The sequence below is a fragment of the Paenibacillus sp. S02 genome (genome assembly GCF_019454065.1).
GTDB lineage: Bacteria > Bacillota > Bacilli > Paenibacillales > Paenibacillaceae > Paenibacillus > Paenibacillus polymyxa_B.
In genome coordinates, this window is record NZ_CP073682.1 from 56524 (window position 1) to 83012 (window position 26489).

General features: G+C 47.2%; 25 protein-coding genes. All 25 read left to right on the forward strand.

The genetic code is table 11. The annotated features are described in order from the left end of the window. The 25 genes from KAI36_RS00270 (at position 1) to KAI36_RS00390 (ending at position 26455) form a co-directional block, all read left to right on the forward strand. Positions 1-750, forward strand: a complete 750-nt coding sequence (locus KAI36_RS00270) for a vWA domain-containing protein (protein ID WP_220026532.1) — start codon at positions 1-3, stop codon at positions 748-750. Beyond that, the gene (locus tag KAI36_RS00275; RefSeq protein ID WP_023986445.1) at positions 734-1672 is read left to right on the forward strand and encodes a protein kinase domain-containing protein; all 939 of its coding nucleotides are present in this window, start codon (positions 734-736) and stop codon (positions 1670-1672) included. The genes KAI36_RS00270 and KAI36_RS00275 overlap by 17 nt, the downstream gene beginning before the upstream one ends. A gap of 66 nt (positions 1673-1738) precedes the next feature. Beyond that, entirely contained in the window at positions 1739-3187 is a 1449-nt protein-coding gene (tilS, locus tag KAI36_RS00280) for a tRNA lysidine(34) synthetase TilS (protein WP_220026533.1), read from the forward strand. A 47-nt stretch (positions 3188-3234) separates the two neighbouring features. Then, a complete protein-coding gene (gene hpt, locus KAI36_RS00285) occupies positions 3235-3774 on the forward strand; it encodes a hypoxanthine phosphoribosyltransferase (protein ID WP_023986447.1) in 540 nt (179 codons plus the stop codon). Positions 3775-3871: 97 nt separating this feature from the next. Then, the gene (gene ftsH, locus KAI36_RS00290) at positions 3872-5911 is read left to right on the forward strand and encodes an ATP-dependent zinc metalloprotease FtsH (RefSeq protein ID WP_220026534.1); all 2040 of its coding nucleotides are present in this window, start codon (positions 3872-3874) and stop codon (positions 5909-5911) included. Between the two features lie 277 nt (positions 5912-6188). Further along, positions 6189-7802 (forward strand): L-aspartate oxidase, encoded by a 1614-nt coding sequence (gene nadB / locus KAI36_RS00295; protein WP_220026535.1) that lies wholly within the window; start codon positions 6189-6191, stop codon positions 7800-7802. Then, a complete protein-coding gene (gene nadC / locus KAI36_RS00300; protein ID WP_220026536.1) occupies positions 7792-8682 on the forward strand; it encodes a carboxylating nicotinate-nucleotide diphosphorylase in 891 nt (296 codons plus the stop codon). Before nadB ends, nadC begins: the two co-directional genes overlap by 11 nt. Before the next feature lie 6 nt (positions 8683-8688). Continuing rightward, on the forward strand, positions 8689-9456 hold the full coding sequence (locus tag KAI36_RS00305; RefSeq protein ID WP_220026537.1) for a type III pantothenate kinase: 768 nt from the start codon (positions 8689-8691) through the stop codon (positions 9454-9456). A 220-nt stretch (positions 9457-9676) separates the two neighbouring features. Next, positions 9677-10561, forward strand: coding sequence for an Hsp33 family molecular chaperone HslO (gene hslO / locus KAI36_RS00310; protein ID WP_220026538.1), 885 nt, complete (start codon positions 9677-9679; stop codon positions 10559-10561). 20 nt (positions 10562-10581) lie between these two features. Then, positions 10582-11526 (forward strand): peptidyl-prolyl cis-trans isomerase, encoded by a 945-nt coding sequence (locus KAI36_RS00315; RefSeq protein ID WP_220026539.1) that lies wholly within the window; start codon positions 10582-10584, stop codon positions 11524-11526. Between the two features lie 239 nt (positions 11527-11765). Then, on the forward strand, positions 11766-12704 hold the full coding sequence (gene cysK / locus KAI36_RS00320) for a cysteine synthase A (protein WP_028542507.1): 939 nt from the start codon (positions 11766-11768) through the stop codon (positions 12702-12704). A gap of 126 nt (positions 12705-12830) precedes the next feature. After that, the gene (locus KAI36_RS00325; protein ID WP_220026540.1) at positions 12831-14453 is read left to right on the forward strand and encodes an anthranilate synthase component I family protein; all 1623 of its coding nucleotides are present in this window, start codon (positions 12831-12833) and stop codon (positions 14451-14453) included. 5 nt (positions 14454-14458) lie between these two features. Continuing rightward, complete coding sequence (gene pabA / locus KAI36_RS00330) at positions 14459-15034, forward strand: aminodeoxychorismate/anthranilate synthase component II (protein WP_013308153.1); 576 nt, start codon at positions 14459-14461, stop codon at positions 15032-15034. A 3-nt stretch (positions 15035-15037) separates the two neighbouring features. After that, a complete protein-coding gene (locus KAI36_RS00335; RefSeq protein WP_220026541.1) occupies positions 15038-15934 on the forward strand; it encodes an aminotransferase class IV in 897 nt (298 codons plus the stop codon). Then, entirely contained in the window at positions 15931-16797 is an 867-nt protein-coding gene (folP, locus tag KAI36_RS00340) for a dihydropteroate synthase (protein ID WP_220026542.1), read from the forward strand. The genes KAI36_RS00335 and folP overlap by 4 nt, the downstream gene beginning before the upstream one ends. Positions 16798-17017: 220 nt before the next feature. Beyond that, entirely contained in the window at positions 17018-17380 is a 363-nt protein-coding gene (folB, locus tag KAI36_RS00345) for a dihydroneopterin aldolase (protein ID WP_023986457.1), read from the forward strand. Positions 17381-17389: 9 nt separating this feature from the next. After that, positions 17390-17938 carry a 2-amino-4-hydroxy-6-hydroxymethyldihydropteridine diphosphokinase gene (gene folK, locus KAI36_RS00350; protein WP_220026543.1) on the forward strand — a complete coding sequence of 183 codons (549 nt, stop codon included), beginning with the start codon at positions 17390-17392 and terminating at the stop codon, positions 17936-17938. Continuing rightward, a complete protein-coding gene (locus KAI36_RS00355) occupies positions 17890-18090 on the forward strand; it encodes a helix-turn-helix domain-containing protein (protein ID WP_220026544.1) in 201 nt (66 codons plus the stop codon). Before folK ends, KAI36_RS00355 begins: the two co-directional genes overlap by 49 nt. A 44-nt stretch (positions 18091-18134) precedes the next feature. Next, a complete protein-coding gene (gene dusB / locus KAI36_RS00360) occupies positions 18135-19163 on the forward strand; it encodes a tRNA dihydrouridine synthase DusB (RefSeq protein ID WP_220026545.1) in 1029 nt (342 codons plus the stop codon). Between the two features lie 214 nt (positions 19164-19377). Beyond that, complete coding sequence (gene greA, locus KAI36_RS00365) at positions 19378-19854, forward strand: transcription elongation factor GreA (protein ID WP_013308160.1); 477 nt, start codon at positions 19378-19380, stop codon at positions 19852-19854. Between the two features lie 110 nt (positions 19855-19964). After that, positions 19965-21491 (forward strand): lysine--tRNA ligase, encoded by a 1527-nt coding sequence (gene lysS, locus KAI36_RS00370; RefSeq protein ID WP_220026546.1) that lies wholly within the window; start codon positions 19965-19967, stop codon positions 21489-21491. 85 nt (positions 21492-21576) lie between these two features. Continuing rightward, positions 21577-22914 (forward strand): TrkH family potassium uptake protein, encoded by a 1338-nt coding sequence (locus tag KAI36_RS00375; RefSeq protein ID WP_071639027.1) that lies wholly within the window; start codon positions 21577-21579, stop codon positions 22912-22914. 295 nt (positions 22915-23209) lie between these two features. Then, complete coding sequence (locus tag KAI36_RS00380; RefSeq protein ID WP_220026547.1) at positions 23210-23743, forward strand: hypothetical protein; 534 nt, start codon at positions 23210-23212, stop codon at positions 23741-23743. Between the two features lie 468 nt (positions 23744-24211). After that, positions 24212-24982 carry an enoyl-ACP reductase FabI gene (gene fabI, locus KAI36_RS00385; RefSeq protein ID WP_013308164.1) on the forward strand — a complete coding sequence of 257 codons (771 nt, stop codon included), beginning with the start codon at positions 24212-24214 and terminating at the stop codon, positions 24980-24982. Between the two features lie 12 nt (positions 24983-24994). Continuing rightward, on the forward strand, positions 24995-26455 hold the full coding sequence (locus tag KAI36_RS00390) for a class I adenylate-forming enzyme family protein (protein WP_220026562.1): 1461 nt from the start codon (positions 24995-24997) through the stop codon (positions 26453-26455). Positions 26456-26489: the final 34 nt, after the last annotated feature.

Sequence of the window (26489 nt, forward strand, 5' to 3'; positions counted from 1 at the left end):
ATGAAGCAAATTTTGATCATTACAGACGGATGCTCTAATGTAGGTGTTAGTCCAGTCATGGCGGCTGCCCAAGCTTTACGGGAAGGTATTACAGTGAACGTCGCCGGAGTCATAGATTATGGAACTATTGGCGAGCTTGGCAGCGCGGAGATTCAAGAAATTGCTAAAGCAGGGGGAGGGTTTAGCCAAATCGTTGGGACGAAGCAGTTGGCTCAGACCATGCAGATGATGACGCGCAAAACGGTGGTTCAAACCATTCAGCAGGCGGTTAATAGAGAGTTAACGCACATTCTGGGTGAGGGTGGCGCTAAACATATCGGCGAACTTCCTCCGGCCAAACGAGCCCAAGTAGTTGAGGTGATGGATGAGCTGACAGAAACAAGCACCCTGGAGATTGCTTTGCTCATTGATGCAAGTGCGAGCATGAAGCCTAAGCTGCCTGCTGTAGAGGACAGCATTCGCGATTTGCTGCTCAGTTTACAGTCCAGAAGCGGACACAGCCGTATATCTGTATTTCATTTTCCGGGCGAAAAAATGGGAGAAGACGCAGTTATGGATATCGGTTGGACCTCTGAGCTTAACCAGATCAAATCGATATTTGGACGCTTGCGGATGAAAGGGGCAACACCGACAGGTCCTGCCATTTTACAAGTGATTGATTATTACCGATATGTTACACTAGGAGAACAGAAAGATCTGGAAGAATCCTATGGCAAAGGAGAAGGGATGCTCGGTGACTACGTCGTCTGATCCCGTTCTTGCACCCGGAACGGTCATCAAGGGCAAGTGGAAGCGGAGCAGCTATGTCATCCAGCGCTTGCTGGGCCGGGGAGCGAACGGAACTGTATATTTGGTAAAAGAAGCACAGGCCGATCGGCAATTTGCTCTGAAAATGGGGAAGAACACGCTTGATCTGCAATCAGAGATTAATGTGCTAACCACATTGCAGTCTCAGGGGACTCAGGCCGCCCTTCAGCGAAATGGAAATCCTTCCTTTTTGTTTGAGGTGGATGATGTAGTGTTACGCAGCGGAGAAATCCCCTTTTATGTTATGCGATATGTTAAGGGTGATCCGCTCCATCGTTTTGTGGCAGCCAAAGGGCCGGAATGGTATGGTGTGGCTGGAACCGGTATACTGAATCGTCTGGCGGATCTCCATCAGGCAGGATGGGTGTTTGGTGACCTGAAGCCGCAGAATATTTTGGTCAATGCCTATGGAGAGGCTGAATTAATTGACTACGGCGGGGTGTCTCTTGCTGGTCGGAGTGTTAAACAATTTACAGAATGGTATGACAGGGGATTCTGGAATGCTGGCAGCCGGAATGCCGATTCCCAGTATGACCTGTTTGCCTTCGCTCTTCTAACGATTCATATATTGGAGAGCGAATCGTTAAAGGCGGCTGCGAGCAGGCTGCCACAGTTGCGTAATACGGCAGAATTGACGGTCATCATTCGCCGCAGCCGTGTATTACGCCCCTATGCCGAATGGCTACTGGGTGCAGTGCGTGGAGAATATTCCGATACTCGTGCAGCGGCCCGATCTTGGTCACGTTTGGCTTCCGCACATGTCAGGCAATCGTCGGTCAAAAGAGGGAACCCACGCTGGCTGGGATATGCTTTCACGGTATCGCTTTTGCTGCTTGCCGGAGCGCTCTGGATTGCGTTAAGGTAGCAGCATGACTTACATAAGATAACAGATGATCATCATTTTTACGGTCGGGAGAAAAGAGGGTCGTGAATGGGAACAACAAAACCGACCGGTGTTGTACAGGAAGTGCTCGCCTTGGCGCGAGATCATTCACTGTGGAGCCCCGGAGACCGCATTGTGGTTGCTGTATCCGGTGGGCCGGATTCGGTGGCCCTTTTGCACATTTTACATGAAATATCCGTTATACATATGCCTTTACAACTCGTCTGCGCTCACGTTCATCATGGCTTCAGACCAGAGGAATCGGATGCGGAGGCTGAAGAGGTACGCAATATTGCCCAAAAGCTTGAACTTCCATTTGAAATGACTCGGGTGGATGTACCCGCTTATATGAAGGAGAGCGGGAAGGGACCACAGGAAGCAGCCCGCGAGCTGCGCTACAGCTTTTTACATGATATGGCTACAAAGTGGGAAGCACAGCATATTGCAATGGCCCACCACGGCGACGATCAAGCCGAAACGGTTCTCTTGCACTTGCTGCGTGGTAGCGGCCCAGCAGGTTTGGCGGGTATGCGTTTGGCGCGCAGGGAAAAAAATGTGCAACTCATTCGCCCGCTGCTACGTATGTACAAGGCTGACCTGATTGATTTTTGTAACTTTTATGGTCTTTCCTATGTGATAGACAGCACTAATTTATCGTCCAAATACCGCCGTAACGCCATCCGCATGGATGTGCTTCCTTTTTTGGGGCAATATAATGAGCGACTGACACCGTCCCTAAACCGGTTGGCCGAAACGATGGCTGACGAAAATGACTTTATGGAGGCATCTACGCTGTCGGCATACGAGAAAATGGTGAGCTTGGATAATGGCAGGTACATGTTTCCCATCGCTTCATACCGTAAGCTATCCGTTGCTTTACAACGGAGGTTGATTAAACTAATATTAAATTATCTGCCTTCGGACAGTGAAAATTTTGATTTTCGTAAAATTGAGACCGTTCGACTAAGACTTCTCCAAGAGGCATCGTCTACATGGAGTTTGGATTTGGGAGGCGGTGCGGTTGGAGTCCGCGAATATGACCAGGCGGTTTTGTTTGACCGTACGCAAGTCGTTATGGGCAAATGGTGCTATGGACTAAGTGCATTGCCTATTTCCGGTGAGCTAGAGTTGCCTGAGGCAGGTGGTATACTTCGGTGGCGAAGGGCTTCCTATTCGGATGCGGACCATCCGGCGAATAAGGAGGAAGCGTGGTTCGACGCAGATCAATTGAGTCTGCCTTTGACTGTACGCTCGCGATTACCTGGAGATACCATGTATGTAATGGGATTAAACGGAAGAAAAAAGGTTAAAGATATTTTTATTGATGAAAAAATACCTCCTTCAATGCGTTCCGTTATTCCCATCGTCTGCGACCACTCTGGAGCTATTCTCTGGATTCCGGGCGTACGACGTTCTGTACATGCCGCGGTGCAAAAGCACACGTCTTCGGTTATATATATGTCATGGCAAAGACGAGAGAGTCCGAGGCACCGGTAATTGCGCAGGAACGGCTTTCATAGTATAAACTTAGGAGGTTTACACCGTTGCAGAATGATATTCAGGAAATATTGATCAGCGAAGAAGAAATTCAGAGTAAAATTAAGGAATTGGGTGCACAGCTCAGCGTAAAATATGAAGGTAAAAATCCATTGGTGATTTGCGTGCTGAAAGGTGCGTTTATCTTTATGGCTGATTTGGTTAAATCCATTACAGTGCCGTTGGAGCTTGATTTCATGGCTGTATCAAGTTATGGAGCGTCCACAAAATCCTCAGGTATCATAAAAATCATTAAGGATTTGGACGCATCTGTGGAAGGACGCGACGTTCTGATTGTCGAAGATATTATCGACAGCGGCCTGACGCTGACGCATTTGATCGAACTGCTGAAGAACCGTAATGCCAATTCGGTATGTGTCGTAACCTTGTTCGACAAGCCTGCACGCCGGACGGTTAATCTTGAAGCAGATTATACTGGATTTACGCTTCCAGATGCGTTTGTTGTCGGCTATGGTCTGGACTATGCCGAGCACTACCGGAACCTCCCATACATAGGGATTTTAAAGCCGGAAATCTACACCAGCTAATCTCAGCCTCCAGTCCTAGGACTAAATAAGGCCCTTTGTTGAGAAGGACTTACAGGCTATGGTAAAATAACTTAAGTGTCTCGAGAGGAGGTAGGGGATGAATCGGTTCATCCGGAATTCTGGTTTTTATTTGATTCTTTTTTTAGTTGTGGTGGGTATCGTTCAGTTTGTTAGCAACAGTAACGAAGCCTCCGATCTCCCTAGATATGACCAATTACGGCAAGAGGTTAAAGCTAATAACATCTCTAAAGTAACGGTCCAATTTGACGGTTACGCCTATCTTGTAACCGGTGCATATAAGAAGCAGCCGGCTAATGCTAAATCGACCAATTTTTCCGTGTATGTTCCACCAACGGATCAAGCACTAAGTGAACTGGTGAATGCCAGCGAAACGAACGGGTTTGAATACGTGCAGAAGAAAATGGAAGGCGAAAGCATTTGGCTGACGTTTTTGACTTCTATCATTCCTTTGGTGATCATGTTCCTGTTGTTCTTCTTCCTGTTTAATCAGGCACAGGGCGGTGGCGGCAAAGTTATGAACTTCGGCAAGAGCAAAGCCCGTCTGTATAACGAAGAGAAGAAGAAAGTTACGTTCGAGGACGTGGCAGGGGCTGACGAAGAGAAGCAGGAGCTTGTCGAAGTTGTAGAATTCTTGAAGGACCCACGCAAGTTTGCAGCTGTGGGTGCTCGTATTCCAAAAGGTGTTCTGTTAGTGGGCCCTCCAGGTACGGGTAAAACACTCTTGGCGAGAGCTGTTGCAGGCGAGGCCGGAGTACCGTTTTTCAGCATCTCGGGTTCTGATTTTGTAGAAATGTTCGTCGGGGTCGGTGCTTCCCGTGTTCGTGATTTGTTCGAGAACGCGAAGAAGAACGCACCTTGTATCATTTTCATTGATGAGATTGATGCCGTTGGACGTCAACGTGGCGCCGGATTAGGTGGCGGACATGATGAACGTGAGCAGACGCTCAACCAATTGCTCGTGGAGATGGATGGATTCGGCGCAAACGAAGGTATCATCATCGTAGCGGCTACAAACCGTCCGGATATTTTAGACCCGGCGTTGCTTCGTCCAGGACGTTTTGACCGTCAAATTACGGTTGACCGTCCAGATGTTAAAGGCCGTGAAGCAGTATTGTATGTACATGCTCGCAACAAGCCATTAACGAAGGATGTTAAATTGGACGTAATTGCGAAACGTACAACAGGCTTTACAGGCGCTGACCTGGAAAATCTGTTGAACGAAGCTGCCTTGTTGGCGGCTCGTCGTAACCGCAGAGATATTTCGATGCGAGAAGTAGATGAAGCCATCGACCGTGTTATCGTAGGTACAGAAAAACGCAGCCGCGTAATCAGTGACCGCGAGAAACGAATTGTTGCTTATCATGAAGCAGGCCATACGATTATTGGTTTCTTCTTGGAAAATGCCGACATGGTTCACAAGGTAACGATTATTCCTCGTGGACGTGCAGGCGGATATGTCATCATGCTTCCGAAGGAAGACCGCATGCTGACTACCAAGCAGGAATTGCTGGACAAAATCACTGGATTGTTGGGTGGACGCGTATCCGAGGAACTGTTCATTGGTGAGATCGGAACGGGAGCCTATAGCGACTTCCAGCAAGCGACAAGCATTGCACGCAGCATGATCGTAGAATATGGTATGAGTGAGAAGCTTGGTCCGATGCAGTTCGGTACTTCACAAGGCCAAGTATTCCTTGGACGCGATATCGGTCATGAGCAGAACTACAGTGATCAGATCGCTTATCAGATTGACCAGGAGATGAATCGCTTCATCACTGAATCTTATGAGCGTGCTAGAGAACTCCTGACCAAGTATTCCAAAGAGGTTCATTTGATTGCTCAAACCTTGCTGGTAGAAGAAACCTTGGAACTTGAACAAATCAAACGTTTGATCGAGACAGGTTCTTTGGATGGTGGCACGACTGAGGGAGAAAGAACACCGGAAAACGGTGAGCCTGTGATCGACAACATTGGCGACGTCCGTGTACGTATTCAAGGTAAGGATGACGAGCCTAAGAATACAACGGATCAACCGAATGATATCCCTAATCTGCAAAAGCCAGAGGATGATAACAATTCGGGCAACTCCGGTGGTACTCCACCGACAACAACCTAATCATCCGATGGATAGTTGAATAAGCGTATATGTAAGCTCCGGGGAACCAGGTATTATGGGTTTTCCGGAGTTTTTTAAATGGAAGATTATTGCTAACGTGATTTGACAGACACCGGAACGTTGTGTACATTTATTGTTAAATAAACGGCTGTCGTCTTCTTAGCTTATAAAAGCCAACAGCCGCTGCAATCGACTTTCTATCATTTTGAACATATACGTGAGCGCATACTGTAGAACCTATGGTGTGCGCTATTCTTCTGTGAAATCAGGTGAAGGCATGATTCCAAGATATCTAGTTGATTTTGATGTAGCGGAATTGACCCGATTGGAGGCCGACGTGTTAATAATCGGCTCGGGCATTGCGGGCTTATATACGGCGATTAAGGCTGCGGAGAATCGGAAAGTGTTGCTGATTACCAAGAAGACTTTGATGGAAAGCAACACGCGTTATGCTCAAGGCGGCATCGCTGCTGTCACATCGGACGAGGATACACCAGCTTATCATATGGAAGATACCCTGATTGCTGGTGCAGGTCTGTGTGAATCTGAGGCGGTCAGAACGCTTGTCCATGAAGGTCCAGTTGGTATTCAGGAGTTAATACGTATGGGAACGGCCTTTGACCGTGTGGATGGTGAACTAGCGTTGACACGGGAAGGAGCACATAGTCATCGGCGTATTTTGCATGCAAATGGAGATGCTACGGGTTATGAAATTGTTCGTGCGTTGTCAAAGCAGGTTGCTGCCCATCCCGGTATCGAAGTGTGGGAAGAGTGCATGGTAATTGATCTGCTGACGGAGCATGGTGAGTGTATTGGGGCCCTCGTCCAAAAGCCAGGTGGGGAAAGGTCGTATATAACCGCTAATGCAACGATTTTGTGCTCAGGAGGTAGCGGGCAATTATACCGCTATACGACCAATCCGGATATTGCAACCGGGGATGGTATTGCTATGGCATATCGTGCTGGGGCGATTGTACGGGATATGGAATTCATACAGTTTCATCCTACGGCGTTGTGCCATCCGGGCGCTCCAAGGTTTCTAATTTCCGAAGCCGTACGGGGAGAAGGAGCCGTGTTACGCAATATTCACGGAGAACGCTTCATGGACAAGTATGATTCCCGGCAGGAGCTTGCACCCAGAGATATCGTAGCTCGTGCTATCATTCATGAGATGGAACGCACCCAAGCTGCGTTTGTATACCTGGATATTACGCATGAGCCACCTGAGCGGGTGAAGCAACGTTTTCCAACAATTTATCGGACATGTCTGTCATTTGGTTTGGATATGACGACAGACTGGATCCCCATTGCGCCTGCTGCTCATTATATGATGGGTGGTGTTCAGACCAATTTACACGGGGAAAGCTCTATTGCGCGTTTGTTCGCCTGCGGGGAGACCTCTTCTACAGGTGTTCACGGAGCTAATCGTCTGGCGAGCAATTCGTTATCTGAAGCTATTGTATTCGCCAGCAGGATTATTGAGCGACTGCATTCATTGCCACCGCTGGTCGGCCATACGTTGATATCTTATAGCGATAACCGTACAGAGTTCCCGGCTTCATCGGTCGCGGAGCAGCGGCATAAGCTGCAAGAAGCAATGGTTCGTTATGCTGGAGTTCGGCGGCACGGCGAGGGGCTGCAAGCAGCATTAGATGAGTTGCAAGGGCAAATGCCTATTTTTGAGGGTATGATCGCCAGCCGGGAAGAGATCGAATTTGCCAATTTGCTCACCTGTGCTTTATTAGTAACAGATGGTGCGCTGCTACGTGAGGAGAGCCGGGGAGCGCATTATCGCGAGGATTTTCCTGAGACAGATGATAGCGTCTGGCGAAAGCATGTTCAGCAGAGACGTGAGCAAGGGATAACGGAGGAGTACGTTCATGACATCTAACAGCGAGCTTTATGGAGAGTTTAGTGGATATCAGGAAGAACTGACAGCACAAATTCGCAGCTGGCTGCGAGAAGATACGGGCTCTGGCGATGTAACCACGCGCTGGACGATTGAGCAGGGCCACCATTCCAAGGCTGTCATTCATGCCAAGGAGAGCGGCGTGGTTGCCGGTTTACCCGTGGCTGCCCTTGTATTTCAGGTAGTGGACCCTTTCTTGTCGTTCACTCCGCTGGTGACGGATGGACAGTGGATTGAAAAGGGAAGCGTTTTGGCGGAAGTGACGGGTAGTACCCATGCGATTTTGACTGGAGAACGACTGGCGTTAAATTTGCTCCAACGGATGTCTGGCATTGCCACGCGGACTCGGGCTTTTATAGATCAATTGCATGGTTTGTCCACTCGCTTGGTGGATACACGTAAAACAACACCAGGACATCGGCTGCTGGAGAAGTATGCTGTGCGTGTAGGCGGTGGCTCGAATCATCGCTTTGGCCTGTACGATGCTGTTATGATTAAGGATAATCATATTAAGGGTGCAGGTGGGATTGAACAAGCTGTAAGTCGAGCGCGCGCGCATATACCGCATACGATGACCATTGAAGTAGAGACGGAAAACATGAAACAAGTTCAGGAAGCCCTGGAAGCTGGGGCGGATATCATTATGCTGGATAACATGTCTGCCCCAGATATGAAGGAAGCCGTTCGGTTCATTCGGGAACGGGCACCACATGTCAAAACAGAAGCCTCGGGCAATGTATCGCTGGATACAGTGCGTGAGATGGCTGAGAGCGGCGTAGATGTGATTTCTGTAGGCAGGCTGACATACTCTTTTCATAACCTGGATATCAGCCTTGACCTTAACGCAAAGAAAGATAGGTGACACCCATTGATTCTTGTAGTGGATGTAGGTAATACCAATATTGTTCTGGGGATGTACGAAGGGCGGGAGCTGTTGCACCATTACCGGATTAGTACCTCCAGACAGGCAACCGCAGATGAATACGGCGTACTCATACATAATCTTTTTAGTATGGGTGGCGTATTAAAGGATGACATCCAGGGAGTTATTATTTCCTCTGTCGTTCCGCCGTTGGTCCGTGTATTAGAAGAAATGTGCGATAAATACATAGGCAAAACGCCGTTAATCGTCGGACCGGGAATCAAGACCGGTCTTAACCTGCGTTATGAGAATCCGCGTGAAGTAGGCGCGGATCGGATCGTGAACGCTGTTGCGGCTGTCGAACGGTTCGGCGGGCCGCTGGTTGTGGTGGATTTTGGGACAGCGACGACGTTTGATTGTATTGACGATAAGGGAAACTACTTGGGCGGTGTCATTGTGCCGGGTATCGGGATTTCGACAGAGGCACTGTATCAACGGGCTTCCAAGCTACCCCGCATCGAGTTGGAGAAACCCAAAAAGGTTATTGGTCGTAATACGGTTCATGCCATGCAAGCTGGGATTATCTTCGGTTATGCTGGGCAAGTGGATGGCATTGTGCGGCGCATTAAGGAAGAAATGCGGGCGGAGCCTACAGTTATTGCTACCGGAGGTCTTGCAGAGCTAATCGCATCAGAGACAGAGAGCATTCAGAAAGTGTTGCCGATGTTGACGCTCGAAGGATTACGCATCATTTACCAACGTAACGCCGAATAAAAAAAGTGGATATAAGCTGCCGCTGAGTCCAACCGAATGATCTTATCGGTTTGGATTAGCGGCGTTTTTCGTCTATACTGAAATATGTTACGTTTTTGAACAATTCGCGTGATCTGTAGATGCAGGTTGTTTATATAGTAGGAAATTATGCTTCAATGATGAGCAATACTAACGAAAATAAGCAGCATAGCTGTCCTGGTGAATAGGGGAGGATATCAATATGGAAAATAAGCAGGATCGACTTATTCGTGGCACAGCCATGGATGGGAGGGTTAGAGCTTTTGCTGTTCGGACAACTCAATTGGTAGAGGAATTGCGGAGAAGACATGATACGTATCCAACGGCTACCGCTGCTTTGGGGCGAACCCTCACAGCAGGTGCTATTATGGGTTCTATGCTAAAAGGCAAAGAGCGCTTGACCATTCAAGTTAAAGGTGATGGACCGATTGGGCAAATCATCGTTGATGCCAATGCTGTAGGGGAAGTGCGAGGTTATGTTACTGAACCGCATGTGCATTTGCCAAGCAATAGTATGGGCAAACTGGATGTAGCGGGTGCCGTAGGTACAGAGGGGTTCATTCATATCATCAAGGATTTGGGGTTAAAAGAACCGTATCGCGGCAGTACTCCGATTATTTCCGGTGAACTGGGTGAGGACTTTACCTATTATTTTGCCAAATCGGAACAGACCCCGTCAGCGGTGGGCTTGGGTGTGTTGGTAGATACTGATAACTCGGTTATTGTGGCTGGTGGATTTATTATTCAGTTGCTTCCAGGCTTGAATGATGATGAGATTACTGCGATCGAAAATGCAGTCAGCTCCATTCCCCCCGTTACTGCTTTGCTGGATCAAGGGTTGGAACTTGATGAAATGCTGCGCTGGATGCTGCCGGACGTTCGGATTCTCGATGAATTGGATATCCATTTTCAATGTGAGTGTTCACGTGAGCGCGTGGAAAAAACATTGATCAGTTTGGGAGAAAGCGAATTAGAGCAGTTAATTGAGGAAGACGGACAGGCTGAGGTCGTATGTCACTTTTGTAATGAGGCTTATCAGTTTAATAAGGATGAATTGCAAAATCTGTTAGATCAAGCCAAATCCTAACCGGATGGGCGGTGCAAGCGATGACTACACGGGAAAAAGGATTATGGACAGCTGTCATTATTCTGACCGTTAGCGTCGCCGCCTTAAGTGGTCTTATCATGCTTCGGGGGCTGTCAAAGCCGGGTGATGTAAGCAAGGATGACGGCGATCATACTGTGGCGGAGATGGGTCAGGAAGGCATATCGGAGGAACAGTGGGTAGCGGAACTGAAAAAGCGATATGGAACCAATACGCTGCTGCAAATGTTGAATCGTAAAGCCGTGCAGGCTGAAACCAAGCGTCTCGGTATCAAGATCACCCAAGAGGATTTACAGCAGGTGCTGGAGCAGGATAGTAAAGGGTATGACTCAGATCATGCCTACTTTGATGAAATGCAGCGACAGTTTGGCTTAGATCCGGTTGACTTGCGGAATGAAGCGGAATACCGGATTGGTTTGGAGAAAATAGCCACGCAGGGTATTCAGGTTCAGGAAGCTGAGATTGACGAGTATTGGGAACAGCACCCTGAGGAATTTGCCTTCGGTAAGCAGATCCAATTGGCAGCTCTTTATGTGGATAATGCGGAGGAAGCAGAAGCGTTGCTAGATCGGGTCAAGCAAGGGGAGAGCTTCGATGTGCTGATTCAAGAGTACTCAGGTAAGCCTTTTGGCAAGGATAGCAGCGGGCAGTTGGGATGGGTGGATGAATATGATCCATTGCAACCGGAGGCGATCATGAAGGCGGCGAGAGAGCTAACCTCCGGGGATGTTGCAGGTCCGATCTCTGTTAACGATGGCTATGCTGTCATTTATGTACAGGATGTCCGGTTGAAGAGTTCTCCGGATAAGCAGCAGATCCGGCAGCAAATTCGCCGATCTCTTGCGCTTGCACAGGCCGCTCCTTTGGAAGAGGTCGAGAAGAGTCTACGTGATAAATATGGAGCGCGTATTTTATCTGGAAAAGATGCATCCTCCGCTGCTCTGTAACGTAGTGAAAGAATATTGGTTTGAAGGAAGCGCGATGCTGATAACGCGGGTTGACAGCATCGCAGCTTACTCACTCGTATTGACATTGGAATTGAAGATTGTTATGATTAGCGTATAAAACCCACTATTTTTATCGGAAATTAAATGAACGGTACAAAACTAAAGTGATTGACTAAGATTGATCTACAATATGATTTCGCAATTTTTAATATATCATCTACAGTCAGGGAGGAATTATCATGGCTAAAGTTGTTAATAACATCACCGAACTTATCGGGGAAACTCCCCTCGTTCGGCTCAACCGGATCGTACCGGAAGATAGCGCCGAAATTTATTTGAAACTGGAATATCAGAACCCAGGCTCCAGTGTAAAAGATCGTATTGCGATTAGCATGGTAGAAGAGGCTGAACGTGAAGGTTTGCTTAAGCCAGGCGGTACGATTATTGAAGCAACTAGCGGTAATACAGGAATCGGCTTGGCTATGGTTGCTGCTGCGAAGGGTTATAAAGCAGTAATCGTTATGCCAGAAACGATGAGCATAGAGCGTCGTAATTTGCTGCGTGCTTATGGAGCCGAACTTGTGTTAACACCAGGATCAGAAGGTATGAACGGGTCCGTTAAGAAAATGGAAGAATTGCTGAGTGAAAATCCGGAATATTTTGCTGCTGAGCAGTTCAAGAACAAAGCTAATATCAAAATTCACCGTGAAACGACCGGTCCTGAGATTGTGGAAGCCATTCGTTCCATTGGCGGAACTCTGGATGCTTTTATAGCGGGAATAGGTACTGGCGGAACCATTTCTGGTGCCGGAGAAGTGCTTAAGAAAGAATTCCCTGATATTAAAGTTGTGGCTGTAGAGCCTGCCTCTTCCCCGCTGTTAGCAGGCGGTAAGCCAGGACCCCACAAGATCCAAGGGCTGGGTGCAAACTTTATTCCTGAAATTTTAAACCGTGATATCTATGATGAAATTATTCATGTAGAAAACGATGAAGCTTTCGAGGTAGCACGTAGAGTGGCCAAGGAAGAGGGCATTTTGTCCGGTATTTCATCTGGCGCGGCTGTTCATGCGGCTTTGAAACTTGCTAAGCAATTGGGCAAGGGTAAACGGATCGTTGTCATTGTTCCAAGTAATGGAGAACGTTACCTGAGCACACCACTATACAATTTCGAGCTGTAATTATGTCGTAATTGTGTATACTATACGTAAGGATTCCCTCATTTCCCTGTTGCAGGGGGGTGGGGGTTTCTTTTTAAGGAGAGAATATAGACTTATTGAAAAGTAGGGAAGGGGAAGCACACACGGATGAAATCGACAGCTAGAGTGACGGAGACGCAGTGGCAGGTTTGGCAGGAGGAAGGCTGGAGCATACTTCCCTATATTGCTGAGTACCCATTACCCGTGGGGGGGCTACCGTCATCGTGGCGGAAGGCTTGGGAGGATTCGTCGCCATATGCCTTTTTGCTGGAGAGCGCTAAAGGTGGGAGGTACACCTATCTGGCCTTAAATCCGGTTGCTATATTGGAGGGCAAGGGAGAACATGCAGTTTGGACTGATTTGCAAAGCGGGAAGCATGGAGATATGCATGGTAAACCTTTGAAAGTCATGAGCAACTGGATCGCTCCTTACCGTGCGCCGCGTGTACCTGGCATGCCTTTTTTCTCTGGAGGATTTGCGGGTTATCTTGGCTACGATGTAGCTCGCTCGTTGGAGCGTTTGCCATCTCAAGCTGCAGACGATACAGACATACCTGATTATGTATGGATGAGGGTGGATGAGCTATGGATTTATGATCACGAGAAATCCTGCATATATTGTGCTGTTCATATGCCCGCTCCTGCGCATTCCGATAAAGTCAGCAATAATACCGATTTGACCAATCATGCTATGCTGGATGGGCCCAATCCCATACTTTGCGAGCGTTACGCGGAAGCTGCCCAACGTGCAGAACGTATGCTGACTCAGTGGAATAACATCATAAATGCAGGAGAGATTGATCCTGCGTACCCTCGTCGTTGTGCTAGGCTCGCCGAAGAAGGGTTAGAGGCTGCTCATCTTGAATCTGAAGGCTGGACAGTGGCATTTAACCAACAGGATTTTGAACATGCCGTAAAACGTGTGCAGGAATACATTGCCCAAGGGGATGTATTCCAGGTTAATTTGTCGATTCGTCAGCAACGTGCGCTTACAGCCCTCCCTGAAAATATATATGAATGGCTTCGTCTGCTGAATCCTTCCCCTTATATGGGTATTCTGCGTATGCCAGATTTACGGATCGTTAGTGGCTCGCCGGAATTGTTGGTGAAGCTGGAGGATGGACGTGTGAGCGCCCGACCTATTGCAGGTACGAGAAGAAGAGGGATAACACCGGATGAAGATGCCGCTATGGCAGCAGAGCTTCTATCAAGCGAAAAAGAACGCGCCGAGCATATTATGCTCGTCGATCTGGAGCGTAACGATATCGGACGGATTGCCGAATACGGATCGGTGCATGTGCCTGAACTGCTGACTGTCGAATACTATTCGCACGTTATGCACCTGGTTTCTCAGGTTGAGGGAAAATTAGCTCCGGGTCGTACAGCTATAGATGTAATTGCTGCTACCTTTCCAGGCGGAACCATTACCGGGGCACCCAAGGTGCGCACCATGGAAATTATTGAAGAATTAGAGCCCGTTCGTCGGGGGCCTTATACAGGGTCCCTTGGATGGATTGACTATAACGGTAATATGGAATTAAATATTATAATAAGAACATTAGCTGTTAAAGGCAGCACTGCCTATTTGCAGACAGGTGCGGGGATCGTCATCGATTCAGAGCCGTACAGGGAATACCGGGAATGTCGGAACAAGGCTAGAGCTGTCATGAAGGCGGTACAATGTGGTGAAGAAGAAGCCGCTTTGAGCAGAGGCGGTATCACAGGAGGGTGAGTCGTATGATTTTGGTGATTGATAATTATGATTCGTTTACGTACAATCTTGTTCAATATTTGGGTGAACTTGGCGAAGAAGTAACCGTAAAACGGAACGATGAGATTGATGTGAAAGGCATAGAAGAGCTGGCACCAGAGCATATTTTGATCTCGCCGGGCCCATGCACGCCGAATGAGGCAGGGATATCACTGGATGTGATCAGCCATTTTAAAGGTCGCATTCCGATTTTTGGCGTTTGCCTCGGCCACCAGGCCATCGGACAGGCTTTCGGCGGTAAGGTTATCCGGGCTGAACGACTCATGCACGGTAAAACATCACCGATTCTTCATCACAATACGTCAGTATTTGAAGGTTTGCCTTCTCCGTTCACAGCAACCCGGTATCACTCATTGCTGGTGGAGCGCGAGAGTCTGCCTGAATGTCTAGAGATTACCGCTGAAACCGCAGAAGGTGAAATTATGGGTTTGCGGCATAAAGAATTTGCCGTAGAAGGAGTTCAGTTCCATCCAGAATCCATTATTACGGATTATGGGCATCAACTGTTACGCAATTTCCTAAAACGCAAGGTAGGCGTCTGATTCATGAAATATATCGGAGTCAACGGCGTCCTCACGGAAGCCGCAAAAGCCGTGATTCACGTAAGTGATCACGGCTTTTTATACGGAATGGGTTTGTTTGAAACATTCCGCACCTACAAGGGTGTCCCATTCTTGCTGGATCGGCATCTGCATCGACTGCAGGAAGGTTGCCGAATGCTCGGCATTCCTTTTCAACCGGATGAGGAGCAACTTACGAGACACATCCAACATCTGATGGTGGCGAATGGACTGGATGAGGCCTATATCCGTTACACTGTATCAGCGGGCGAAGAGGTGCTAGGATTGCCAACGGGGGACTATACGCGTCCTAATCATATTCTGTTCGCTAAAACGTTGCCCTCTACCAATACACAAACCGGGCAATCCACTTCCCCATCGGCGCTTCAGTTGTTGCGAACTCCCAGAAACACTCCAGAGGGTGAGGTTCGCTTAAAGTCGCTCCATTATATGAATAACATTCTTGCGAAGCGGGAACTTCAGCAGTATGCCGAGGCTGTCCATTATAAGGCCGAAGGAATGATGCTTACGGCGGATGGTTTTCTGGCAGAGGGAATGGTCAGCAATCTGTTTTTTGTGCGGAATAATACGCTGTATACCCCTGACTTGTCTACAGGGATTCTGCCAGGCATTACACGTGAGTTCATTTTGGAGCTGGCGCAATTGCGAGACATTCCTTGTAAGCAAGGCCTATACCGCTGGGACGAGCTGAAACAGGCTGATGAAATTTTCATAACCAACTCTATACAAGAAATACGGCCCGTGAATTTGTTGTTGGAACCGGGGGGAGCGACGAACCATTTATCGGTTCCCTTGACGCAGACCAGGTCCATAACAGCTTTGCTGTTGCACGATTATAGACAGAAAGCAGGGATCAAGTGAACATACCGACCCTTTATCAACGTAGTTACCGAATGGGGGATGCCGAGTTTACGCTCGGACATTCCACACAGATCATGGGCATACTGAATGTGACCCCGGATTCATTTTCCGATGGAGGATTACATTATAGCCCAGAGATTGCTGTTTTACATGCATTGAAGCTGGTGGAAGATGGAGCTGATATCATAGACATTGGTGGAGAGTCTACCCGCCCGGGACATGATCCGGTAGGTGTGGAAGAGGAGTTGGCTCGGGTCATTCCGGTCATCCAGGCGATCCATCGTATTGCACCGCACATCCCGTTATCAGTGGATACTTACAAAGCTGAGGTAGCCAGGCAGGCACTTGAGGCTGGCGCACATATCATTAATGATGTGTGGGGGTTTAAGGCAGACCCCGATATGGCACGTATAGCTTCGGAATTCGATTGTCCGGTCATTTTGATGCATAATCGTCATGACCGTAACTATAGTGATTTGGTTTCTGATATGCTGTCCGATTTAAAAGAAAGTATCCGATTAGCGCTGGATGCAGGGGTACGTGAGGAACAGATCATTTTAGACCCAGGTATCGGTTTTGCCAAGGATTACGATGAAAATATTCATGCCATGACTTCTCTCGATACATTGAGTCAGCTGGGCTTTCCGCTGTTATTGGCTACGTCACGCAAAAGATTTATTCGTACAGCACTGGATTTGCCTGTGAATGACGTGGTGGAGGGCACGGCGGCTACTGTTGCTTTTGGCATTGCTCAAGGGTGCCAAATTGTGCGTGTACACGATGTTGCGCAAATCAAGCGCACCGTACGTATGTGTGATGCGATGGTGTACGGGTCTAAAAATGCACTGAGTTATGGTGGTTAGAAGACGCTTCATGAATGATTTGATCCTACGATCGCTGTTGCAACGGGATTCTTTGAATTGGTAAAACATATGACTGTAAGAATCCCGTTGCAAAGGCGAGCGCTTCGCTTCTCCGGATTCAAATCCTTCATTCCGCTACAACGCGCCATAAAGTCACTGTATTTTTAGAAAAAAATTTATTATAAAAAATTGAAATAAAAAAACAGGGGGTCTACCCACGATGGATAAAATGGTTTTGCATCGTATGGAGTATTACGGGTATCATGGCGTTTTTCCAGAGGAACGTAAGCTGGGACAGCGTTTCTACATTGATTTGGAACTGGAGCTTGATCTGCGTGAAGCGGGTGAGCAGGATGCTTTGGACAAAACGGTTAATTACGCCGAGGTGCATTACACCGTTAAAGATATTGTAGAAAAGGAATCTTACCAATTGATTGAAGCTTTGGGCGAACGTATTGCATCTTCCCTACTGGACACTTATACTAGTGTCAATGCACTGACTGTCAAAGTCACAAAGCCGCATCCGCCGTTTGATATTCATTTTCAGGGCGTGACGGTTGAGCTTTATCGCGCAAGAAAGTAGGAACGATACATGAATGCACATTCGACCTCTGAGGCATCAGAGGCTTATATTGCTTTAGGGGCTAATTTGGGGGAGCGCGAGCATACCCTGTATGAAGCCATTACGGTGCTGGACGAACATCCGGGTATACGGGTGCTTCGGTGCTCCAGCCTGTACGAAACAGAGCCTGTTGGGTATCTGGATCAACCTTCTTTTTTGAACATGACGGTAGCCGTATCTACAACACTTGCTCCAGAGGAGCTTCTGGTATATATGCTGGAGGTGGAGAGTCGTCTGGGGAGAGTAAGACATATTCCTAATGGGCCACGAACCATTGATCTGGATTTGTTATGGATGGAAGCGGCGCAACTGGCTACACCGGATTTGGAGCTTCCTCACCCTCGTATGTTGGAGCGTGCTTTTGTGCTGGTTCCTTTGGCTGATATCGTTCCGAACCAAGATCCGTCCGGTCTGTACAGTATCGTGCATACTGCATTGAATTCTGTGGATGGAAAGGACGGCATACAGCTTTGGCAAACATGCAGCTGGCGCAACGACTCCGCGCCTTTCGGAAGCTAAAAGGGTTCACACAGCAGGAGTTGGCAGAACGTACTGGTATATCTTTGACTGTATTAGGTGCTGTGGAGCGAGGCAATCGTACAGTAGACCCAGACATGCTGAACATTATCGCCCAAACGCTAGAAATTGAAGTCCGGGAACTGACGGAATGACGATAAGTGACGATACAAAAGAAAGAATAAAGGGGTGAACAGATATGTTGAAAATCGGCGATATTGAAATGAAAAATCAAGTCGTTCTGGCTCCGATGGCAGGCGTGTGTAACCCTGCTTTTCGCCTGATCGCCAAGGAATTCGGTACAGGTCTGGTGTGCGCAGAAATGGTTAGTGATAAGGCGATCATTCACGGCAACAAGCGTACGCGCGAGATGCTGTTTGTAGATGAACGCGAGAAGCCGCTTAGCTTGCAAATTTTCGGGGGAGACCGCGAATCTTTGGTGGAAGCAGCGAAGGTCGTAGATCAGGAAACGAATGCAGATATTATTGACATCAATATGGGCTGCCCGGTTCCCAAAGTGACCAAATGTGATGCGGGTGCTCGTTGGCTGCTCGATCCAAACAAGATTTATGAAATGGTATCGGCGGTAGTGGAATCAGTAAGCAAGCCGGTTACCGTGAAAATGCGTATTGGTTGGGATAGCGAGCATATTTATGCCGTAGAGAACGCTCGCGCTGTTGAACGTGCCGGAGGTCAGGCCGTTAGCGTACATGGCCGTACACGGGAGCAACTGTATACGGGACATGCGAATTGGGATATTATAAAAGAAGTTAAAGAAGCAGTTTCCATTCCTGTAATTGGAAACGGTGATGTGGCATCACCGGAAGATGCCCGCCGCATGCTGGATTTGACCAATTGTGATGGCGTTATGATCGGACGCGGTGCTCTGGGGAATCCATGGATGCTCTACCGTACGATTGAGTACTTGCAAACAGGTGAGCTGTTGCCCGATCCTGCACCGGAAGAAAAAATCCGCATTGCCATTCTGCATATGGATCGTCTGGTTGCATTGAAGGGTGAAGCGGTAGCTGTCCGTGAAATGCGCAAGCATCTGGCTTGGTACCTCAAGGGGCTTAAAGGTTCTGCACGTATTAAGGATGTCATTATGGAAGAAACAAAGCGCGATGATATGGTACATATTTTGGATCAATTTGTATCTCAATTGCACATGGTAGAAAACGATGAGCCTTCTACAAGCGCTGCTTCTCCTGCTGCTGTTGCGCAATAAGGAAGCTGTTCCGGCCTGCGCACGCGATTGACTTTTCCAATTGCTTGCCCTATAATCGTTCAGTATAAAATCTTGATGTATGCTACAAATTGTGTGCAGCTCTCAAGACAACAGCAGGAAATGTTCTCATTCCCTCAGAGTGGCATATTATGTTTTGAAAGCGTGCATTCCGATGCACTTTTAAACTTTTCCCATGACAGGAGAATCGGTTAAGATGAGCGATAAAGAAGTCATTCTGACACAGGAAGGTCTTAGAAAGCTCGAAGATGAGCTTGAGAACTTAAAGTCTGTCAAACGCCGCGAAGTGGCTGAACGGATTAAGGTAGCCATCGGATACGGAGATATTAGTGAAAACTCCGAATATGAGGATGCAAAGAATGAGCAGGCCTTTATTGAAGGCCGTGTAATTACGTTGGAAAAGATGCTACGCAATGCCCGCATTATCAATAGTGATGAAATTGACACCGATGTTGTGGGAGTAGGCGCAACTGTAACCGTTGAAGATTTGGAATTCGGAGATATTACAGAGTATGCTATCGTAGGCTCTGCCGAATCCGACCCGCTACAGAATAAGATTTCGAATGAAAGTCCGGTTGGCAAGGCAATTCTCGGTAAGAAAAAGGGAACTGTTGTGGATGTCACCGTTCCAGCAGGCGTTATTCAATATAAAATCGTGGATATCAAGAAATAAGACACGGACTTTGGAATTTAATGTAAAAGCTTCCTTGTGGAAGCTTTTTTTCTCTACACCCGGACGGACCCCGGCCCGTCTATTCATATTGAAGGAGCTGATTTAGCACCATGTCGGATGAAACTACTAACCAGGAAACACAAGAAAATCGCGAGGAATTAAGTGAATTATTACAAATTCGTCGTGCCAAATTGGACGAGCTTCGCTCATTGGGCATTGATCCTTTTGGACGCAAATACATACGCACGGCTGAAGCGGGCGTACTACTGAGCAAGTATGACAGTTTGACTAAGGAAGAACTGGAAGAAAAGAATATTGAAGTTAGCATAGCAGGCCGTATTATGGCTAAACGTGTGATGGGAAAAGCCAGCTTTGCTCATATACAGGATCTGAGTGGACGTATTCAAATTTATGTTCGTCAAGACACGGTACCTGAATCCAAATATAAAGCATTTGGTATTTTGGATCTGGGCGATATTGTTGGTGTTAAGGGTGTGCTCTTTAAGACCAAAACAGGCGAAACGACAATCAAAGTGCTGGATATTGAGGTCTTGTCCAAATCCTTGTATCCATTACCGGAGAAATATCATGGTCTGAAGGATGTTGAATTGCGTTACCGTCAGCGGTATGTCGATCTGGTTATGAACCCTGAAGTACAAAAAACGTTCATTACACGGTCCCGCATTATTCAATCCATGCGTCGTTATCTCGATTCGCTCGGCTATTTGGAAGTTGAAACTCCAACATTGCATTCCATTGCTGGCGGGGCGGCAGCGAAGCCATTTGTTACGCACCATAATGCATTGGACATGCAGCTCTATATGCGTATTGCTATTGAACTCCATTTGAAACGACTAATTGTCGGCGGAATGGAGAAAGTATATGAGATCGGGCGTGTTTACCGTAATGAAGGTATTTCGACCCGCCATAACCCTGAGTTTACGATGATTGAGCTGTATGAAGCGTATGCTGATTATAAAGATATCATGCAATTGACGGAAAACATGGTTGCACATATTGCGCAGGAAGTACTGGGCACACAGCACATTCAATATCAAGGCCAGGAAGTGGATCTGACGCCGCAATGGCGCAGAGTTTCCATGGTCGATGCTGTAAAAGAAGTAACAGGCGTAGACTTTAGCGTGCAGATGGGTAATGAAGAAGCTCATCGCCTTGCGAAAGAGCATAAGGTTCCGGTTGAGCCGCATATGACATTTGGTCATATCCTGAATGCATTCTTTGAGCAGTTCGTAGAGGAAACGCTCATTCAGCCGACCTTTATTACGGGACATCCGGTTGAAATCTCGCCGTTGGCCAAGAAAAACGAACAAGATCCGCGGTTTACGGATCGCTTCGAGCTGTTCGTGGTCGCTCGTGAGCATGCGAATGCGTTCACTGAGCTGAATGATCCAATTGACCAGCGCCAACGTTTTGAAGGCCAATTGCTGGAACGTGAGCACGGTAACGATGAGGCTCATGAAATGGATGATGACTTTATCCGCGCCTTGGAATACGGTATGCCGCCAACAGGCGGACTGGGCATCGGCATCGATCGTTTGGTCATGTTGCTGACAGATGCGCCTTCCATTCGCGATGTGCTGCTTTTCCCGCATATGCGTAACCGTACAGTAGAATAACATAACATTATGAATATAGAGGATCAGCCGGGCTTCCCGTGTCTTGTTCCTCTTTTTCATAAGAACGGATGGAGAGAATACTCTAATGAAACGCAGCGTCAAGCTTAGTCGGTTCGCATCGCCTCCTTTTATATTGGTCATCGGATATTTGTTGATTATTGCATTAGGTACTTTGCTACTGATGCTTCCTGTTGCCAATCATAGTGGACATGCTCCGCATTGGATTGATTCGCTTTTTACGTCCGTCTCAGCCGCTTGTGTCACAGGACTGGTCGTTGTTGACGTCGATTCAACGTATACGATGTTTGGCGAAACCGTCATTCTGGTGCTGATGCAGTTAGGCGGGCTGGGGTTTATGACCTTAGCGACCTTGTTTGCGCTGTTGTTGGGGCGGCGATTATCGTTAAAGGATCGGTTGCTGCTTAAGGAGGCTATTAATGCCGATAGCATGGAAGGGATCGTGCGTATTATTCGCAAGGTGCTGATCTTCTCTTTTACCATTGAGGCGATAGCTGCCGTCGTCTTAGCTTTGCGGTGGATGCGAGAGATGCCTGTCGGACAAGCGATATATTATGGAATATTCCATTCCGTATCCCTCTTTAATAACGGAGGATTCGATCTGTTCGGGACTAGCTTCCAACAATACGCTGGAGATTTTGTTTTCAATATGATTGCATCTGTGCTCGTTATATCAGGAGGCTTGGGTTTCCTTGTACTTAGCGATCTGTTCGATTTTCGCCGTACCCGGAGACTGTCTCTACACTCCAAAATGGTGCTTAGCGTGTCGGGAGTGCTCATTGTGATTGGTGCGCTGGTTTTATTTGTTTTTGAGTTTACCAATGCACGAACCTTGGGCGCGCTGAACTGGGAAGGCAAAGTATATGGAGCTGTCTTTCAATCGGTCTCCACGAGATCATCAGGTACGAGCACAGTCGATATCAGCGGGTTAAGGCAGGCAAGTCAGTTTTTTATTATGTTGCTGATGATTATCGGTGCTTCTCCGGGTTCCACTGGAGGAGGAATTAAAACGACTACGTTTCTGCTTATGGTTGGTGCGCTAATCGCCGTCATGCGAGGACAGAAGGAAATTGTGTTTTTCCGCCATAGGGTCCCCAAAGATATCATGATGCGGGCGCTGACCATTATTGTACTGGCCCTATTTATATTCTCGATTGTGGTTATACTGCTCTTAATGACAGAGGATGCCCCATTTCTCTCCCTTGCATTTGAGGCTGCTTCCGCAATCGGAACGGTAGGGTTGTCTGTAGGAGTGACGCCTGGATTGTCTGACGCAGGCAAGCTGATTATTTGTGTGACTATGTTTATTGGTCGGATTGGTCCTCTTACGATTGCCTATGCCATTCGTCCACGCTCGACCAAGACATTGTACCGTCGGCCCGAAGGGCATATTGTAATTGGATAGTGTATCTGTAAAAAAAAGATGTACCCGTGCTGATTAGCATAGGTACATCTTTTTTTCATTTCAGATCATCATAATTCTTTATGGGTAGCATATCATGTAAAATGCCCATTTTGAGAACAAGACGAAATGGTCTGAACAGATACTGTTTTTCACGAAAAAAACGGCTATTTGTTTCCTTTTATGTAATTATAGACAAGATACTAGGAATATTATGTATAATATTGTATGATAGTGGGCATGAAAGGGGGATAGTTGAGGTGAATACCAATTTCTAATTTGAAAGGAATCATCTATTATGTATTTATTTATCATTAGTGCAGAAGTTTTATTTTGGGTTTTTGTTGTTGCAGGGTTAATCGCAAGGTATATGTTTGGCTTGAAGAAATTAGGTGGTCTTCTTTTACTATTTACCCCCATTATTGATATCCTGCTACTGATTGCGGTGTTCATCACGGTGAGAAGCGGCATGGAGATAACGACTGCTACTGGTCTGGCGGCCTGTTATTTTGGTATTACAGTAGCATTTGGTCATAGGTTAATTAAGTGGGCGGATGTACGGTTCTCCCATTGGTTTGGTAAGGGACCCAAGCCTGAACGCAAGTATGGTGCTGCTCATGCAAAAGAGGAACGGATAGGTTGGTTGCTTCACCTTTTGGGCTGGGCTATAGGTAATGCTTTGTTGCTCGCCATCATTGTGTATGTTGATGATCCGCAGCGTACGGTGTCTTTGGAGGGCATTATGCAAACATGGGCGATCGTTCTGGCAATCGACTTTGTTGTCTCCTTTAGCTATACTTTAGCTCCCAAAAAACAAAAGCGTAGTCTATAGAGGTTAAGGCTTCACACTTAGATTAGATAAAATCTGGCTGGTCACTCAGGATGTTCAAATCGGAAGACTCATTGTTGGTGAAAATGAAGTGGTTACTTCCGGTAGTGGGGTGAGTCCGTCATCGGAATGTAAATATTTACAAAAATATGAGGATTTTATGTTTAACTCGCTTTTGACAGTCACCTTATTTTTACCTCGCTACCTTTTTTCACACACATGTATCCCTTTCGATTTGAACACAGACCAACAGAAGCAACACAACTATTTTTTGTGAGATGACAGACAGCATGCATGATGTGTTACGCAAATTTTAAAATAAATTTTGTGATTTGCCTAAAACGTCGCCTATCCAAGTTTGGCAATTAACGCGATAATATTCCAGGAAAGATTACATATGTCTATAAATGTAGACATACGCAATTAAGTTGTTATTTTGTTTGAAAATGTAAAAAAAGAAAGGTGGTTTCTGTGGCAGTACTACTGAGCGGTAAGAACATTTTGATTATGGGCGTGGCTAATAACAGGAGTATTGCCTGGGGGACAGCTCAATCTTTAGCTGCTGAAGGAGCACAGCTCATTTTTACTTACGAAAATGAGAGGGTTGCAGAGCGGGTACTAAAGCTCGTTGAAACCATTCCGGGAGCACTGGTCTGTCCTTGTAATGTACAAAGCAATGAAGAGCTTGATGCATTGGCGGATTTTCTAAAAGAAAAAGTAGGCGTGTTGCATGGTTATTTTCACAGTGTCGCCTATGCTAAGGCTGAGGATTTGGATGGCTTGTTCGTTGACACTTCTCGTGAGGGATTCGCCGTTGCACAAGAAATCAGTGCCTATTCTCTGGCTGCTGTCTCCCGTCGAGTATACCCACTGATGACAGAGGGTGGAAGTATCGTCACCATGACGTATATTGGCGCAGAACGAGCGATCAAAAATTACAACGTTATGGGTGTGGCGAAGGCTTCACTGGAAGCCAGTATGCGCTATCTGTCGAATGATCTGGGCACATATGGCATTCGTGTAAATGCGATTTCCGCTGGTCCGATACGGACCTTGGCTGCCTATGGTATTAAAGATTTTAACACAATGCTCAAACATATTGAAGAAACTACGCCCCTACGCAAGACGGTTGATACGTCGGAAGTCGGAGATACGGCGTTATTCCTATTTTCCCATTTATCGAGAGGCATTACGGGTGAAGTTATCCATGTAGATGCTGGATACCATATTACGGGGATGTAAGGAGGGAACGTTGTGCTTATTACGCATACGGATTGCCGTATTATCTCACCTGAAGGAATTATGACTAGGGAGCGTCTGGAGCGAGACGTTACGATCTTCTCCCGGATGTTGACGCTCAGAGGAATTCCCGAAGACGGTAGAGTGATTCTGAAAGCGGCCAATTCCTATTGGTTTGTTGTGTCTCTGTTTTCCCTGTGTAATATTGCTGTTTCGGTGACTGTGGTGGACGAGCAGACTGTGCTCGATGAGGTGGCCCAAATCTATGATGAAGCGGGTGCCTGTTGCATCCTTACGGATTCCGATTTAGAACTTCCTCATGCTCTCGTTATTCTGATTCAAGATCTGATTCAAGAAGAAGCAGTACACCCGGATTGGGTGGGAGAGCCAAAGCTTGAAGCCCTCGACTTTAACAAGTGGTGCGAGAGGCCAGATGCGCTCATTCTGTATTCTTCAGGTACGACGGGAAAACCCAAGGGAATCGTGAAAGCTGGTTCAGCTTTTATGGAGAATATCAGGCATTCCATACACGCCATGAACTACCTACCGTCTGACCATATGCTCCCCGTTGTGCCTTTCTCTCATTTTTATGGAATCTCACTTATCTTCTCCTGGTGGTTAACCTCATGTTCTCTCATCATCTGCAATCCCAAAAACCTCTGGAGCGTCATTGCAAGTATTACGAAAGACCGGGCGACGGTCGTAGACGCTAACCCCTCTGCTTTTTACACCTTGTTGCGTATGCTAAACCGAAAACCCGAACAACTGGAAATGGTCAAGGAAGCTCCGGTGCGCATGTGGTGCGTAGGCGGTTCCCCACTTACCCAAGACCTCGAAGAGAAATTTAACAACATATTTGGACAGCCCCTGCTGAATGGTTACGGCCTTTCTGAACTGGGCAACGTTACGCTGGGGACGCTAGAGTGTCCGAAGGGTTGTGGCCTACCCTTACCTGGTGTGGATCTGAGAATACTAGATTCTACAGGCAACCAGCAGGCGGACGGTATCGTAGGCGAAGTGTGGATACGCAGTGCTGGATGCATGGAAGGTTACTTGAATCGTCCAGACCTGACGCAATCCGTTCTACAGGACGGCTGGTTCAAGACGGGGGATCTGGGCTATCTGGATGACGGAATGCTGTATGTTATTGGTCGCAGCGGTAAGACGGTCAACCGGATGGGCTACATGGTATCTCCGGTCTATATTGAGGACCGGATTGGTTCGCTTGGTTACCGATCCTGCGTGATCACCTTGGAGGATGAGGCTAAAGGGACATTGCTTGTTGCATTCATCGAAGGTGAATCCTCGCAAGCCTTGTCTGTACTCCGCAAAGAAATAAATCGTGTACTTCCTTCATACATGTTTCCCGATCTTTTGCTTCCGCTCGACCATTTTCCTTTAAATCGCAATGGAAAAGTAGATCGTCTGGAGATGGAGCGTATTGCCCTGGAGAAAGTTGCATCTCGCAAAGTATAGCAAGATATTTACCAAAACCGCATATAGGAAAGGG